The sequence below is a fragment of the Arcanobacterium phocae genome (assembly GCF_018913465.1).
GTDB lineage: Bacteria > Actinomycetota > Actinomycetes > Actinomycetales > Actinomycetaceae > Arcanobacterium > Arcanobacterium phocae_A.
Genome location: NZ_JABAPM010000006.1, coordinates 19,818 through 34,993, shown reverse-complemented (window position 1 = coordinate 34,993; position 15,176 = coordinate 19,818). Strand labels below are relative to the sequence as shown.

General features: G+C 50.1%; 13 protein-coding genes and 1 tRNA gene. 4 read left to right on the top strand and 10 right to left on the bottom strand.

Annotated features, from left to right (window positions below):
- Window positions 1-41 precede the first annotated feature (41 nt).
- The 3 genes from groL to KSO86_RS07595 all read right to left on the bottom strand — a co-directional run bounded on the left by groL (window position 42) and on the right by KSO86_RS07595 (window position 2,826).
- Window positions 42-1,664, bottom strand: a complete 1,623-nt coding sequence (gene groL / locus KSO86_RS07605) for a chaperonin GroEL (protein WP_216379523.1) — start codon at window positions 1,662-1,664, stop codon at window positions 42-44.
- A 268-nt stretch (window positions 1,665-1,932) separates the two neighbouring features.
- Entirely contained in the window at window positions 1,933-2,520 is a 588-nt protein-coding gene (locus tag KSO86_RS07600) for a LytR C-terminal domain-containing protein (RefSeq protein ID WP_216379522.1), read from the bottom strand.
- Between the two features lie 45 nt (window positions 2,521-2,565).
- Window positions 2,566-2,826 (bottom strand): DUF3263 domain-containing protein, encoded by a 261-nt coding sequence (locus KSO86_RS07595; protein ID WP_216379521.1) that lies wholly within the window; start codon window positions 2,824-2,826, stop codon window positions 2,566-2,568.
- 47 nt (window positions 2,827-2,873) lie between these two features.
- Here KSO86_RS07595 and KSO86_RS07590 point away from each other — a divergent pair, with 47 nt between their 5' ends.
- On the top strand, window positions 2,874-3,545 hold the full coding sequence (locus tag KSO86_RS07590; RefSeq protein WP_216379520.1) for a uracil-DNA glycosylase: 672 nt from the start codon (window positions 2,874-2,876) through the stop codon (window positions 3,543-3,545).
- Between the two features lie 5 nt (window positions 3,546-3,550).
- Here the strand turns inward: KSO86_RS07590 and KSO86_RS07585 are convergent, their stop codons facing one another.
- From KSO86_RS07585 to tdh, 3 genes are all read right to left on the bottom strand, one after another.
- Entirely contained in the window at window positions 3,551-4,840 is a 1,290-nt protein-coding gene (locus tag KSO86_RS07585) for a thioester domain-containing protein (protein WP_216379519.1), read from the bottom strand.
- Window positions 4,841-4,971: 131 nt separating this feature from the next.
- On the bottom strand, window positions 4,972-6,165 hold the full coding sequence (locus KSO86_RS07580) for a glycine C-acetyltransferase (RefSeq protein ID WP_253281456.1): 1,194 nt from the start codon (window positions 6,163-6,165) through the stop codon (window positions 4,972-4,974).
- A complete protein-coding gene (gene tdh, locus KSO86_RS07575; protein WP_231943977.1) occupies window positions 6,165-7,265 on the bottom strand; it encodes an L-threonine 3-dehydrogenase in 1,101 nt (366 codons plus the stop codon). Before tdh ends, KSO86_RS07580 begins: the two co-directional genes overlap by 1 nt.
- 53 nt (window positions 7,266-7,318) lie before the next feature.
- Here tdh and KSO86_RS07570 point away from each other — a divergent pair, with 53 nt between their 5' ends.
- Complete coding sequence (locus tag KSO86_RS07570) at window positions 7,319-8,707, top strand: TrkH family potassium uptake protein (RefSeq protein ID WP_216379518.1); 1,389 nt, start codon at window positions 7,319-7,321, stop codon at window positions 8,705-8,707.
- Between the two features lie 15 nt (window positions 8,708-8,722).
- Window positions 8,723-9,391, top strand: a complete 669-nt coding sequence (locus KSO86_RS07565) for a potassium channel family protein (protein WP_091279858.1) — start codon at window positions 8,723-8,725, stop codon at window positions 9,389-9,391.
- A 63-nt stretch (window positions 9,392-9,454) separates the two neighbouring features.
- Here KSO86_RS07565 and KSO86_RS07560 read toward each other — a convergent pair whose 3' ends face one another.
- The 4 genes from KSO86_RS07560 to KSO86_RS07545 all read right to left on the bottom strand — a co-directional run bounded on the left by KSO86_RS07560 (window position 9,455) and on the right by KSO86_RS07545 (window position 13,795).
- Window positions 9,455-10,897, bottom strand: coding sequence for an alanine/glycine:cation symporter family protein (locus KSO86_RS07560; protein ID WP_216379517.1), 1,443 nt, complete (start codon window positions 10,895-10,897; stop codon window positions 9,455-9,457).
- Window positions 10,898-11,150: 253 nt separating this feature from the next.
- Window positions 11,151-11,223 (bottom strand) — tRNA-Thr (locus tag KSO86_RS07555).
- 103 nt (window positions 11,224-11,326) lie between these two features.
- Window positions 11,327-12,175, bottom strand: coding sequence for a DsbA family protein (locus KSO86_RS07550; protein WP_216379516.1), 849 nt, complete (start codon window positions 12,173-12,175; stop codon window positions 11,327-11,329).
- Window positions 12,176-12,229: 54 nt separating this feature from the next.
- Window positions 12,230-13,795: a serine/threonine-protein kinase gene (locus KSO86_RS07545; protein WP_216379515.1), complete on the bottom strand. Its 1,566-nt coding sequence runs from the start codon at window positions 13,793-13,795 to the stop codon at window positions 12,230-12,232.
- Window positions 13,796-14,021: 226 nt separating this feature from the next.
- Between KSO86_RS07545 and KSO86_RS07540 the strand changes: the two genes are divergently transcribed.
- The gene (locus KSO86_RS07540) at window positions 14,022-15,149 is read left to right on the top strand and encodes an ABC transporter ATP-binding protein (RefSeq protein WP_216379514.1); all 1,128 of its coding nucleotides are present in this window, start codon (window positions 14,022-14,024) and stop codon (window positions 15,147-15,149) included.
- Window positions 15,150-15,176 lie beyond the last annotated feature (27 nt).

Sequence of the window (15,176 nt, the reverse complement as noted above, 5' to 3'; positions counted from 1 at the left end):
CCATTGGCCATTATCTGACCGGAAGAACTAAGCAGTTATTCTTAGTACATGCCACCCATGTCTTCAGCACCTGGTGCTGGAGCAGCTGGTGGCTCTGGCTTGTCAGCCACAACTGCTTCGGTGGTGAGGAAGAGGCCAGCGATGGATGCTGCGTTCTGGAGTGCAGAACGGGTAACCTTCACTGGATCGTTCACGCCAGCAGCGAGCAGATCCTCATATTCACCGGTTGCAGCGTTCAGGCCGTGACCAACTGGGAGTGAGCGAACCTTTTCTGCGACGACTCCACCTTCGAGACCAGCGTTAACTGCGATCTGCTTGAGCGGTGCGGCAACGGAAACGCGAACGATGTTTGCGCCGGTTGCTTCATCACCTTCGAGTTCGAGATCAGCAAGTGCCTGGTCCGCTGCGTGGATAAGTGCAACGCCACCACCGGAGACGATGCCTTCTTCAACAGCAGCCTTTGCGTTGCGGACAGCGTCCTCGATGCGGTGCTTGCGTTCCTTGAGTTCAACCTCGGTTGCTGCACCGGACTTGATAACAGCAACGCCACCGGCGAGCTTTGCAAGACGCTCTTGGAGCTTCTCACGATCGTAATCCGAGGTGGAGTTCTCAATCTGGGTCTTGATGGTGGAGACGCGAGCAGCGATGTCTTCAGCAGAGCCTGCACCCTCAACGATTGTTGTGGAATCCTTGGTGAGCACGACCTTGCGGGCGCGACCAAGAAGCTCGATGTCGGCATTCTCAAGCTTGAGGCCAACAGTTTCCGAAATGACCTGACCACCGGTGAGGATAGCCATATCCTGGAGCATTTCCTTACGGCGATCGCCAAAGCCTGGAGCCTTAACAGCAGCAGACTTGAAGGTGCCACGGATCTTGTTAACAACGAGAGTTGCGAGTGCTTCACCTTCGATGTCTTCAGCGATGATCACGAGTGGCTTGCCAGTCTGCATAACCTTTTCGAGGACTGGGAGCATGTCCTTGACGTTGGAAATCTTAGATTCAACCAAGAGAACGTAAGCATCTTCGAGGACTGCTTCTTGACGGTCAACATCAGTGACGAAGTATGGCGAGAGGTAGCCCTTATCGAAGGACATACCTTCGGTCAGCTCGAGTTCGGTGCCGAAAGTGTTGGACTCTTCAACGGTCACAACGCCTTCCTTGCCAACCTTATCCAGAGCTTCAGCAATAAGTGCGCCGATTTCTTTGTCGCCAGCAGAAATAGCTGCAGTAGCGGCGATTTCTTCCTTGGTTTCAACTTCCTTAGCATTGGTTAGAAGTTGCTCTACGATCTTGGCGACAGCCTTGTCAATGCCCTTACGAAGAGCGATTGGGTTTGCGCCAGCAGCGACGTTGCGTAGGCCTTCCTTGACGAGAGCCTGCGCAAGAACGGTAGCGGTGGTGGTACCGTCACCGGCAACGTCATCAGTCTTCTTAGCGACTTCCTTGACTAGTTCAGCACCGATCTTCTCAAATGGATCTTCAAGATCGATTTCTTTAGCAATGGACACACCATCGTTTGTAATCGTGGGAGCTCCCCACTTCTTATCTAGAACAACGTTGCGGCCTTTTGGTCCAAGAGTGACCTTGACGGTGTTCGCAAGCGCATCAAGACCACGCTCCATGCCACGGCGTGCTTCTTCGTTGTAAGCAATGATTTTTACCATCGTATTTTCCTCCCATTAGGGTGGTTCACGACCAGTGCCCGCGACGGACGACATTCTCCAAATACGTTCGGTTTCGTATTCAGAAAACACCTCACTAGTCACAATAACTATCACTCTCTAGCCGAGAGTGCCAGTATTGATTTTGGCACTCTCCAGCTCAGAGTGCAAGATGGCGAACTCGATTAGCCTGACTTTATTCTAGGAGAGAAAAGTTGAGTGAGCCTGACGCAAGTTACGTCAGGCTCACTCATAGCGCTGCTAGTTAGCTTTAGCGCATGACTACAACGATCTGAGCACCGAGTTGGAGCGCAGAGCCGTCTTGCACCTCAGCACCGCCTACTTTAGAGGCAATGTCTTGCGCTTCGGCCTTAAATGTCTCTTCGCTATAAAAAACAGTAGTCACGACTGGTTCACTGCCACCGGAATAGTTTCCACCCGTTGCGTTGGCGTAGCCACCAGCCACAAGATCTTCAGTAATTTTTTTCGCTAGCCCAGCTTCGCCACGTCCATTCAATACTTGTACTGAGACCGCAGTATTAAGGGGTGGCTGTTCCGAAGTGGTCTGCTCCGGGGCCGGTTTTTCTGCCTGTTCCTGCGCAGACTTCTCTTCCGTAGATTGCTCAGCCTCGCCGTATTCAGGTTGTTCCGCCACTGGTTGAGATGTTGCTGAATCATCACGCGACTTGGAATCACTTGCCATCCACATGCCAGCTCCCCAGCCGATAAGTGGCGCAAAGACTAATACTGCAACAAGAGCTATCAACCATGGGTTTAACCGCTTAGACTTCCGATGAGCTCCAAGATTTTGCCGTTCTTGAGCTAAGCGATCAAATTCATCTTCTACGTATTCGTTCACGCTTCTAGCCTACCTAATCTACCGAACTAATAAATAACGCCACTCTCAGGACACAGTACGTTCATTCGTACGCTTATCACGCAGTCTGCGCAGCCGATCCACCAGTTGTGGACGAGCTCGCCAAACACGTTCTTCTTCTAGCATTCGAGATAGAAGAATATAGTACCGCATTGGCGTCATACCGAGTTCTTGTTCGATTGCTCGATCTTTAGTTTGTGCAATCGTCCACCACGATTCTTCTAGTGCTAGTATCTGGCGTTCGATCTCTGTCAGTTTCTCAACCTTATCTTCTTCCCCATCGCTCATAAGACAAGTTTACGCAACGCACTACTTTTTAGCCGTATCATAAAGTCATGAGTGATCTTGATGAAGTCATGCACCCAACGTGGGCACAAGCTATGGAACCAGTTGCTAAAAATATTCACCAGATGGGAGATTTTCTCCGGAACGAACTAGCCCAAGGGCATCGTTACCTTCCAGCTGGAGCAAACGTCTTACGCGCTTTTCAGCAGCCACTACCAGATATTCGTGTACTTATCGTTGGTCAAGATCCCTATCCCACTCCAGGACATCCGGTTGGCTTATCTTTCTCCGTTGACCGCACAGTGAAACCACTTCCCCGATCGCTTGTGAACATTTATCAGGAACTCCACGATGATCTAGGCCTGATACCACCTGCGCACGGCGACCTCTCATCATGGACGCATCAAGGAATAATGCTTCTAAACCGAGTTTTAACAGTAGCGCCCGGCGCTCCTGGCTCGCACGCACAGCGCGGCTGGGAAGTTATCACAGATCATGCGATTAGGGTTCTCGCGGCCCGCAAAGCACCACTCGTAGCAATCCTGTGGGGCAAGCAAGCACAGTCACTAGCCCGGCTAATGCCCGAAACACCCACCGTTATGAGCCCACATCCTTCTCCACTATCCGCACATCGCGGGTTCTTCGGCTCCAAGCCGTTTTCTCGAGCAAATCAGCTACTAGTACAGCAAGGAGCCGAACCTGTGGACTGGACCATCCGCTAATTTAACTATAAAACTTCACGATATCTACGCCGCTCACGCCAAGTCAGCGCTACTCCGCCCGCGATCGTTACCGTAGCTAGAGATACGAGCACATATATCTCGGAGCCAGTTTTCGCTAGCTGCGGCCGATCAGAAGCAACCTCTGAAACCTCGTGCTGTTTAGCTGAATCATTAGATAACTGTGACGATTCTGGTGTTTCATTAGCTGCAGGTACCACTACACACTGCGGAGAATCCTTTGGAAGAATTCTCCCTGATACTGAATCAGTCACTGGAATGCCGTCTACGTCCCGGCATACATCCTGCTCGGAACGCCAACTAATGTGTGCAACATGGCGAATCTGCTTGGTCAGTTCCCGAACCATTATCAAAGTCTGCCCATGGTCCTCAGTAGAAATACCCGGCGTGAGAAGAGAACCATTAAGCTCTGCAGTATTTACAGTCCCCGTCAGATCAATCTTGCCCGCATCGTGTATATTTCGTGTATCCACATATATCTCTTGTTCAGAGGAAATATTTGCCGGATCAATGTGGTCGCCTACTTTCGAGACCAGCGAAAAACCCTCCGGAACCTCGATCGAAACAGTAGGAACATTTGCTTCAACTCGAATTGGCCCCACAAGTTGCCCAGCAAAGCTCTCACCTTCCGGCAGGCTAAAAGCCACCGTAGGTTGTAGAGAATCTTGCGTTAACCCGACATTTATACTGGAAAGCAGATAATGATAGGTAGCTGCAATACCCTGAGCATCCACCCCATCTGTATCTTGCTGACCTAGTGCAGAAAAGTCAGGAGTCACTCCATCTGTCAAATGCCAGATAGCTGACTGCGTGGCAGTCACCGCTTGTTGAATCGACAGCTCAGTAACCCCAACTTCATGGGCAAGATATTCTAAGCTCCGTGCCGGGTATGAATGCTGGACAATCCAGGCCACTTTTTGGCGTACTGAATTATCGGCTCTAAATGCATTGTTACCAACGAATCCATCCCAGTCAGTAACATGTAAAGGTGTTTGCCGGTCTGTGGGGACCGTTATCTCCAGGCAGTATGCATGGTAAACACCTTCACCTACATTCTTGACTGAAAACAGCGCCGGCCGAGCATGCCAAGTTTTTTGGGTATAACCTGCTTGACTACCAGCGTCTACAGCTGGCAGATAACGCATACTAAGACCTACTAATTCGCCGTCTTGAGGCAAGAGTTCCGGCTTTCGCTCATCACCATAAGCCATGCCCATGCCAGAACAAAACAATGCGACGACAAGTAGACCCTGCACGATGCGAACAAGAAATGTCATGATAACTTCCAATCTTCGAAAATTCCTGAACAAAAGTAGACTATCGAAGATCAAAAATCACCAAAAATATCTATCCACAATCAAACGTTATCCACAGCGTCTGACGAACAAGTAGATCACATGGTCATTATTTATGCTGAAACCGCGTCCCGTGCCTGAACGAATGCTGCAACTGCCGCACGTACGTCCTCAGCCGAATGCGCAGCCGAAAGCTGAACACGAATACGTGCCTTACCCAACGGCACCACCGGATATGAGAACGCAGTAACATAAACGCCCAACTCGCCTAACTTAGCAGCAATCTGTCCAGCAAGGCGCGCGCCGTCGTCACCCGGGAACATCACCGCAATAATCGCATGCGAGCCAGGGAGCAATTCAAAACCCGCCTCAGCCATCAATGAGCGGAACAACTGCGCATTATCAGCAATCTTTGCACGCAAATCATCACCTTCACGTGCCACATCCAATGCCTTCAATGATCCCGCAACCAGAGATGGTGTAACGGCATTCGAGAACAAATACGGCCGCGCACGCTGTTTAAGCAACGCAATCAATTCAGCCGGTCCAGCAATATAACCACCCGACGCTCCACCGAGTGCCTTACCCAAAGTACCGCTGAGAATATCCACCCGATCACTGACACCAAATTCAGACGGCGTACCCGCACCGTGCTCACCAACAATGCCAGTAGCGTGCGAATCGTCAACCATTACCATCGCGTCAAACTCATCTGCCAAATCGCAAATCTCTGGCAGTTTCGCATAATAACCATCCATTGAGAACACACCGTCGGTGACGATTAGGATCCGTCCCACGCCCTCTGCACGCGCAGCTACTAACTGTTCACGCAACTGCTCCATATCTGAGTTCTTGTACCGGAACCGGCGAGCCTTGCTTAACCGAACGCCGTCGATAATCGAGGCATGGTTGAGTTCGTCAGAAACAACGGCGTCGTCCTTGCCTAACAAAACCTCAAAAATACCACCGTTTGCATCGAATGCTGACGGGAACAAAATGGCATCTTCCATTCCCACATAATCTGCAATTTTCCGCTCTAGCTTACGGTGAATATCTTGTGTTCCGCAGATAAAACGTACCGAAGCAGTACCATAACCGTACTCATCTAACCCCGCATGCGAAGCAGCAATAATCTCTGGATTATCAGCCAATCCCAGATAGTTATTCGCGCAAAAGTTCAACAACTCGCCCTGTCCAGTACGGATATGTGCGGACTGCGGGGACAGAATTTCCCGCTCATCTTTATAAAGTCCAGCTGCTTTGATCTCGTTCAGCGTCGTCGTTAATTCTTCTCGAATACTAAACATCAGTCATTCCATTCCAAAATAATCTTGCCTGCGTGTCCACCACGCGCAGTCTCAAATGCTTCTTCCCAATTTTCTGGCGCAAACCGGTGCGTAATCACCTTCCGAACCTGCTCCCGGAACTTCTCTGATCCGGTCATAAGATACGTTGCCCGATACCACGTGTCATACATCGCGCGACCATAAACACCTTGAATCGTCAGCATACGCGCTATCAAGGTGTTCCAATTGATAGCGTATGGGCGTGCCGGCAAACCCAACATCGCAATTTTCGCACCATTGGTACACAGGTCTATCATCTGTTCGGTCGCTTTGGGCGAACCGGAGATTTCTAGGCCGATATCAAAGCCCTCTGTCATATTGAGTTCCGCGAACCGATCCCGCACATCCTCACGCAACGTATTAACGCCAACAACGCCTTCAATGGACCGTGCTAGCTCCAGCCGTTCATCGTTAATATCCGTCAGAACCACGTTCCGTGCGCCAGCGTGCCGGGCAATCGCAGCACACATAAATCCAATTGGGCCAGCGCCAGTCACCAAAACGTCTTCTGCAGTCAACGGGAATTGGAATGCGGTATGCACAGCATTGCCGAGCGGATCGAAAATTGCACCAAGTTCGGCGTCGATAACATCGGGCTGTTTCCACACATTCGTTATTGGGACGACGACGTAATCTGCAAAAGCACCATCACGATCCACACCAATCGACACCGTATTCGAACACATATGGCGACGCCCTGCACGGCAATTACGGCAGTGTTCACACACCACGTGCCCTTCTACCGACACCCGCTGCCCCACATGAAATTGACCTTGACCCTCGCCCTCCGGAACCCCATGTCCGAGTTCAACGATCTCACCATAAAATTCATGTCCAATAGTTTGCCCAGCCTTAACATGTGCTGCGGCGAAATCGTCCCACGAAAGTATATGTAAGTCAGTGCCACACAGCCCTGCTCGCATCACCTTAATCTTGACTTCGCCTTGCCCTGGTGTTGGTTCAGGAACCTCACGTAATTCAAGGCCTGGGCCAGCAGTTGGTTTCACGAGTGCGCGCATATTCATTCCTTGGAGTAAACCGTAGCGGGTTCTTTCACTCACTACGATAGCCTGTTATGTTGTCTTGAGACATCTTCAGCTCTAGAATCACTTAGGTGAATCGTCTCCGAAAGATGCGACCCACCTATATTCTCATTTTCGCATTCTTGCTGACAATAATAGTGGGCACCTTCTTGCTGATGCTCCCGATCTCTGTTACCGGGCAGCCTCCATGGCCATATCCATTATCTACTCCGCCACATGAATACGGCCCGCAATTTAATGGCGGAGCCCCATTTTCAGTCGCCTTTTTTACCGCCACATCAGCCACTGCTGTGACCGGACTTGCAGTTGTTGACACCGCGACTTACTACTCCCCTTTTGGTCAGACCATCATTGGCATATTGATCCAATTAGGCGGTATGGGCACGATGACGGTAGTTACGCTTGTGGCAATGGTGCTAGCACGGCGTCTAGACATGAGAACCCGCGAAGTGGCATCAGCGACGGTGAGTGGCACCGGGCTAGGAAATATCCGCCGAGTTATCTTTGGTGTAGTCCTCTTAACCGCCGTCGTCGAAACTTCCATAGCAGCTATGCTCCTCGGACGGTTTTTATATCTCGGTCATGCTTTCCAACGAGCACTGGGCGAAGCGTGGTTCCACTCCATTTCAGCATTCAACAATGCCGGCTTTTCACTATATACCGACTCTTTAGTCGGGTTCGCCACCGATCCATGGATTATTTTGCCTATATCGGCGGCTATCATCATAGGCGGATTGGGATACCCTGCACTTCTAGCCTTCTATAGTTCTGGGATTCACTGGTGGCGTTGGCCAATGACTACACGGTTAGTCGTTGTAGGAACGATCAGTTTGCTCCTCACTGGCTGGGTTTTCTTTGCACTCGCCGAGTGGACGAATCCTAATACACTCGGAAATCAGAGCTCGTCCGGGAAAGTTTTGATGGCATTTTTCGCTTCGGTTACTCCACGAACCGCCGGCTTTAATTCGATCGACGTCGGTTCCATGACAGATATTTCTCGCGTATTAACCGATATGTTTATGTTTATTGGTGGTGGACCAGGTGGAACTGCAGGCGGCGTAAAGATAACGACGGCGTTCGTGATCGGTTTCGTTGTCTGGTCTGAGATGCGTGGCGGTCGCGCAGTTAATGTTCTTGGGTTGCGATTACCACGCTCGGCGCAACGTCAAGCATTGACGGTTATGTCGTTGTCTTCAATGGCCGTTATGGCTGGAACAACACTACTGATGATTCAAACCACGGCGAATCTGGATCAGGCATTATTTGAAGTAGTTTCCGCGTTCTCCACCGTTGGCCTATCTACTGGCATTACGGCGACGTTACCCGAATCTAGCCAACTTGTTCTCATTACTTTAATGATCATTGGGCGTTTGGGACCGCTCACCATTGCTACTGCGTTAGCATTGCGGACAACACCGCTCACCTATGAGCTTCCTAAAGATCGGCCGTTAATCGGCTAAGAAAGGATGTGTGGTATGCGTTTGCGCCACTCTGTTCAAAAACATGATGTTGCTGTGTTCGGGCTAGGCCGATTTGGATCTGCGTTAGCTCTGGAGCTGGTGTACGCCGGTTATAGTGTGCTTGGAATCGACAAGTCACCTGCGGTTGTGCAAAGTTTGGCAAATAAGCTTCCCCATGTTGTAGCAACTGATCCGACTAATCCCGATACGCTGGAAGAACTGGGTATCCAGGATTTCTCGCGAGTTGTGGTGGCGATTGGAAACGATCTAGCCTCGTCGATTTTGGTGACGTCTGCGTTGTTGAAGATGAATGGCCCAGAGGTATGGGCAAAAGCATCAACGCCGCAACAGGGGCAAATCCTTGAGCAGATGGGCGTTAACCACATCTTCTACCCAGAAACCGATATGGGACGACGAGCCGCCCACATCGTCGCTCAGTCGTTCAATGACTACGTGGAACTGGGCTATGGCTACGCTCTTGTTTCGACGACAGTGAACGACGCAATGACTGGTGTGGAATTAGCAGAACTAGGCTTGCGCCGGTCAAAAGGCATTTCGATTATTGCGGTCAAAGGACCGGACGATCACTGGGTTAATGCGTATGCTGAAACCATTCTTAAACCAGGAGACGAAATCTTGGCGGTTGGCCCTACAAAGACGATCGGCTTTATCGTCGCTGATTGATTTTTATTGGTAATACAAAGGTTGGCAGGTATTAACCTGCCAACCTTTGTATTACCACCGCGTTCAGTGTTCTTGGCCAGCAGTTTCTTTGGTCCAAATCGTATCTGGGATTTCACCCGGCAGATACTGGTTCTCGACCGCTACAAATGCGCCTTCGCCGTCGGTAGACTCGAAGTCACGTAAGACACCGAATGCCCATTTGCCTAGCAGAATAATTGCAACAAGGTTGATGACCGCCATAAAGAACATCGAGGTATCGGCTAGTGTCCAGACCAAACCAAGTTTAGCGATCGCACCGATGAAGGTGGCAGCAACCACGATGACTCGAAGAACGACGTCGGCCGATTTTTTACCTGGGAAAAGATAATCCATGTTCACTTCAGCATAAGCATAATTTCCAATGAGGCTGGAGAAACAGAAAACAAAGACCAATATGATCATCACTGGCTCCAACCATCCACCGAGAGCGGAAACAGCTGCGCTTGTTGTTAAGGTGGCTCCTTCGACGTCTTGTCCAGGCACATAGATTCCAGAGGTCAGGATGATGAATGCAGTTGCTGAACATACGAGCATAGTGTCAACAAAAACGCCCATTGACTGGATGAGAGCTTGACGTGCTGGGTGAATCGTAGTTGCCGTTGAGGCTGCGTTAGGAGCAGATCCCATTCCAGCCTCGTTCGAGTAAAGTCCTCGCTTGACGCCGTTCATTAATGCCGCAGTGAATCCACCAGCAGTTCCAGCAAACGCTTCATTTACCCCGAATGCTGATTCAAAGATCTCAGTAAATACCGGAATAATATGGTCAAGATGGGTAGCAATGACTGCGAGCGAAATTGCAATATAGACGAGTGCCATTGCTGGAGCAACAATTTCAGTCACACGTGCAACAGATTTGAGTCCACCCAAGATAACAAGACCAGTCAAAACTGTAACAACCAGACCGGTTGCCCATGTTGGAAAGTTGTAAGCGTCGTAAAGAGTGTTTGAGATCGTATTGGACTGGACTAGTTCAAAAGCGATGCCGTAGGTAAACAGGAGAGCTACTGCGAAGGCTGCACCCCAACCCCAGGATCCGAGTCCTTTCCAAATGTAGTAGGCCGGCCCACCACGGAATGTCCCGTCACGCCACGGCACTTTGAAAAGCTGCGCTAGAGCGGCTTCAATGAACGCCGTCGCCATTCCTAGGATAGCAACAACCCACATCCAGAATACTGCGCCAGCTCCACCTAAGGTAATGGCTACCGCAACTCCGGCAATATTGCCGGTTCCCACACGCGCAGCTAGACCAATGGCGAAAGCTTGAAACGATGAGATCTGTCCCTTTTCCTTTTCCCGGCTTCGCCCAATAACTTTGAACATCTTCCGAAATAAACGGAACTGTAAGCCTTTAGAGCGCACGGTAAAATATAGCCCAGCTCCGATCAAGAGCGGGATAAGAATCCACGTATAAATGACATCGTTAAACCACGAAAAGTTCGCATTTAAGCTGTCCCATATATTGTTCATGGAGAATCCTCCTTCACTGGCAACAGAAAAAGCTACCGAAGCAATTATGCTAGCTTGCTCAGGGTGCTGTGCCAACGGTATCCATATTTTGAGAACTAAGTTCATTGGAATAAAGTGGCGTTAATTCAAAGAAAGATAAAGATCTGCCCCAAATCTTTACCTAAAAATTAACTAAAATATCACAAAAATGGTCACATTTAGATAACGAGAATTGCTGGGACTATCTATACTATTTGCGACAAGGCATGAAAAGAGCCCCCTGTCAGACTCGAACTGACGACCTACGCTTTACAAGAGCGTCGCTCTACCAACTGAGCTAAGGAGGCGTGCGCATCAGCAACAACCGGTGCGCATAACAATAATGACAGAGAAAACCCGGTAATGCCAATCGCACTACCGGGTAATCTTCGACACGTTTCGAAAAAAGTGTTACTTTCCAGCTGCTTTATTCAGAATTTGCGGAACAACCTCGTCTGGATTTCCCTTAGTCCATGAATCATCAGCCTTGCCGTTCACGGTCAATGTTGGGGTACCCGTAAATTCATTTGCCCGGAACTTTTCAACTGTTTTAGCTACAAGACCTTGCCACTTTTCATCAACGATCGACGCTGGCAGATCGTTGACAACGTCATCTGGAACCCCGACACTCTTGGCAATATCAGCAATGTCACTTGCTGACGGGTTAGGTCCGACGCTCTGGGCGTGAATCTTCATACCGTAATCCATTAGACCTTTATTGAACGCCCATAATTTTTCCGGAGCGTACTGGGCGACATAATAAAAGGCTGTTGCACCTTTAGTTGAAAAGTCTGTACCCAGCGTATTAACTCGATAAAACTTGAACTGCAGATCTCCCGCAGCAGAATGATCTGCCATTAGCTTTCCGTAGTTTCCTTCGAAATGCTCACAACCAGGGCACATGTAATCTGACCACAGACCGATTACTGGCTTGCCAGACTCAGTTGCAGTAGCGCTTCCACTCTGGTCAAACAGTACCCCGCCGTCGTCACTGACATTGTCCGTCTTTACTTCCCGCACAGATCCAGAATACGAGCCGAGCTCTTTAGCCTGACCTGAATCCTTGGACACAATTTGCCAAATCGCGAAGACCACAAGCACCAACGCTAAAACGGCAATCACAATAGTGACGATTTTATTTCGCTTAGCGCGTTTAGCTTCCATTTCCTGCAATAAACGAGCTTTTTCCCGCGCGACCTGCCGGCGTTCTTCCTTTGTTAGTCGGTCATTCGACATTCCAGGAGTATTTTTCGATGCCATATGTTTGCCTTTGTACGAAGTTAGTCGGTCTGAGTCGATAATAGAACGTCTATATCAAAAATTAAACTTAATAGATTGGGGATCAACCATATAAAAGTTAAAAAGATCCAACTGATAGCTCGAGATTGGCACTGACGTAGCCATAAATACTGCAGCAATCACAGCCACAAGACCTATCGCACACCAAAAGACGTAGTAAGCACGACTAGGCGTCAGCTCACGAATACTGGCGTTCCAGCCAACCCGCGCATTACGCCCCCAATCGATTCGCCACAGCAGAACTTGAGTTACCAGCATCGACAGCGTAAACAATACATGCGGCCCAGCAATCTGGGAATCATCAAGCAAACGAGATAGAACCCACGTAGTTCCAAAGCCAGCCAGACCGCCTACTGCTCCACCCACGATAAGTAGGAGTCCAGCACGCAACGCCACAAAAGGGAATCTAATAACTAACGGAAGCCATCCAGTTTTCCCTCGCTGTGCACGGTATTGAGCTCGTTCCCATAGATTGCCAATAATTGAAAAAACGAAAAAGAGTGAAGCACTCGCTCCGCCAGCAATAGCAACATTCCAACTAGCAAGGATCGCTACCGAAAATACCATGAGTATCCACAACAACCGGTAGTGTGGCAACCGCGCAAAAGGATCCCGCGGTATTTCCTCGGCTTCCGGCACCACCTCACTTTTCAGCGTGAGCTCCGGATCAGGAAGGTATGAATCCACCATCGTGGGCGGAACAGAATCCTCGGTAACTCTAGACTCGTCCGCTGTCTCAGCCACGACGTCGTCGCTGACGTGTACTGGCACAATACGAGTTGCGTCGTCGTCACGAAATCGCACAGGATCCACGAGCGCATCGATCAGGTCATCAAAGTTCATCCGAAACTCAAGATCTGGCTCGAGCGCGGCCGCAATAATATATGCCACGTGCGGGTCAATCCCACTCAGGTCCGGCTGACCATGTAGCACTTGATTCATTATTGCCATCGGAGTTCCATGAAAAACGCTGTGCCCGGTAGCCGCAAATCCGATCACTGCAGCAAGTGCCCACCAGTCGGCTGCTTCATCCGGTTCAGATCCGGCAATGATTCGTGGATCGACATATCCAGGCGTATGGGCTATCGAACCCGCCTGAGTTAGCCGAGTAGCGCCAACCGCCTGTGAGATACCAAAATCAATAAGAACTACGCCAGATTCACCAATCATTACATTGGATGGCTTAATATCCCGATGCAGAACTCCGGCCGCGTGAACTGCATGCAACGCTTGGCTCAATTCGGTAGCTAAATCAATCAAGTCCTGCCCTGCGAAGCACCCATTATCAGCAACTTCTTCTTCGAGGGTCGGTCCATCAATCAGCTCCGTGACGATAAAAACATCGTCGTCAAACTCAACGTCAAGGATCTGGGAAACATGCGGACTAGACACTCGTTGCATCATGGCAACTTCACGTTGCAGCCGTAGTCGTGCTTGTGGATCTCCTACTAAGCCCGGGCTCATGCGTTTAAGCGCGACCCGCTCACCGGCGGGATCGATAGCTTCGTAGACGGTAGACATTCCGCCTGCACCTATCCGTTTCACTAAAGTATAGCCGGACAGTTCACTCCGCTCCCGCATGGCACCTCCTTTTGCTTTCTTTTATTAAGCCTAGCCCAAGAATTTCCGACGACGGTTTGCACACGTCACTACTCAAATCAGTCAGATTCTGCTCTAGCAAATACACCCAAGTTGTGCAAGAATAGTACCAGCTTCGCACCGACGCGAAGTTTGTGTCAGAGTCGACACTCAGACACCTTTCACTACGGATCGTCCGGCACGTACCTGCCGGTGAAGGGATAAGGTAATGGCTACCGTTACTTTCCAAAACGCTACCCGCGTATATCCAGGCGCTGATAAGCCTGCAGTAGATAAACTCAACCTTGAAATCGCCGACGGCGAGTTCCTTGTTCTCGTTGGGCCATCTGGTTGTGGTAAGTCCACGTCGTTGCGTATGCTTGCTGGCCTTGAAGATGTCAATGCCGGCCGCATTTTTATTGGTGACCGTGACGTCACTGATGTTTCACCAAAAGACCGCGATATCGCAATGGTCTTCCAGAACTATGCTCTCTACCCACACATGACTGTGGCCGACAATATGGGATTCGCACTCAAGATTGCTGGCGTAGATAAGGCAGAAATTCGTCGTCGTGTTGAAGAAGCTGCAAAAATTCTTGACTTAACAGAGTACCTCGAACGTAAACCAAAGGCACTCTCCGGTGGTCAACGTCAGCGTGTTGCTATGGGACGTGCGATCGTCCGTAAGCCTCGAGTGTTCTTGATGGACGAACCGCTGTCTAACTTGGACGCGAAGCTCCGTGTTCAGACTCGTACTCAGATCGCGTCCTTGCAACGTGAACTCGGCGTTACCACAGTTTACGTTACCCACGACCAGACTGAGGCGCTCACAATGGGCGATCGTATTGCAGTCCTCAAGGATGGTCTCCTGCAACAAGTTGCTTCGCCGGTAGAAATGTTCGCACGCCCAGCTAATGCATTCGTTGCTGGCTTTATTGGTTCCCCTGCCATGAACTTGGGCAACTGGCGGATCGAAGGTAACCAGGCAGTATTTGGCGATGCTCGTCTTGATCTGCCACAGCAGGTTTTGGCTGCGGTTACCCCAGAGGACAACAACGAAATCACGATCGGTATGCGCCCTGAAGCCTTCGATGTGATTCCGCAAGCTGATTCTCATTCGATTCCACTCAAGGTTACTTTCGTTGAAGGCCTTGGTTCGGATGCTTACGTTTACGGCACTATTGTTGGCGCGAAGAGCGAATCCCAGCGGTTTGGATCCGGCGACAATTCCGACACGATGGTTGTTCGTATTCCACCAGAGAATGTTCCAAACCCGAACGATGTTGTCTACTTGCGTCCACGCGCAGATCACATTCACTACTTTGCTGCTGCTAGCGGCAACCGTATTGGTGACTGATAAGCTCAGCGTATAGCCATGAGGGGG

What these genes read in the sequence shown, in the direction of transcription:
- groL (WP_216379523.1), bottom strand. Translation starts at nt 1,664, where the DNA reads ATGGTAAAAATCATTGCTTACAACGAAGAAGCACGCCGTGGCATGGAG.
- KSO86_RS07595 (WP_216379521.1), bottom strand. Translation starts at nt 2,826, where the DNA reads ATGAGCGATGGGGAAGAAGATAAGGTTGAGAAACTGACAGAGATCGAA.
- KSO86_RS07590 (WP_216379520.1), top strand. Translation starts at nt 2,874, where the DNA reads ATGAGTGATCTTGATGAAGTCATGCACCCAACGTGGGCACAAGCTATG.
- KSO86_RS07585 (WP_216379519.1), bottom strand. Translation starts at nt 4,840, where the DNA reads ATGACATTTCTTGTTCGCATCGTGCAGGGTCTACTTGTCGTCGCATTG.
- KSO86_RS07580 (WP_253281456.1), bottom strand. Translation starts at nt 6,165, where the DNA reads ATGTTTAGTATTCGAGAAGAATTAACGACGACGCTGAACGAGATCAAA.
- KSO86_RS07565 (WP_091279858.1), top strand. Translation starts at nt 8,723, where the DNA reads ATGCGTTTGCGCCACTCTGTTCAAAAACATGATGTTGCTGTGTTCGGG.
- KSO86_RS07560 (WP_216379517.1), bottom strand. Translation starts at nt 10,897, where the DNA reads ATGAACAATATATGGGACAGCTTAAATGCGAACTTTTCGTGGTTTAAC.
- KSO86_RS07550 (WP_216379516.1), bottom strand. Translation starts at nt 12,175, where the DNA reads ATGGCATCGAAAAATACTCCTGGAATGTCGAATGACCGACTAACAAAG.
- KSO86_RS07545 (WP_216379515.1), bottom strand. Translation starts at nt 13,795, where the DNA reads ATGCGGGAGCGGAGTGAACTGTCCGGCTATACTTTAGTGAAACGGATA.
- KSO86_RS07540 (WP_216379514.1), top strand. Translation starts at nt 14,022, where the DNA reads ATGGCTACCGTTACTTTCCAAAACGCTACCCGCGTATATCCAGGCGCT.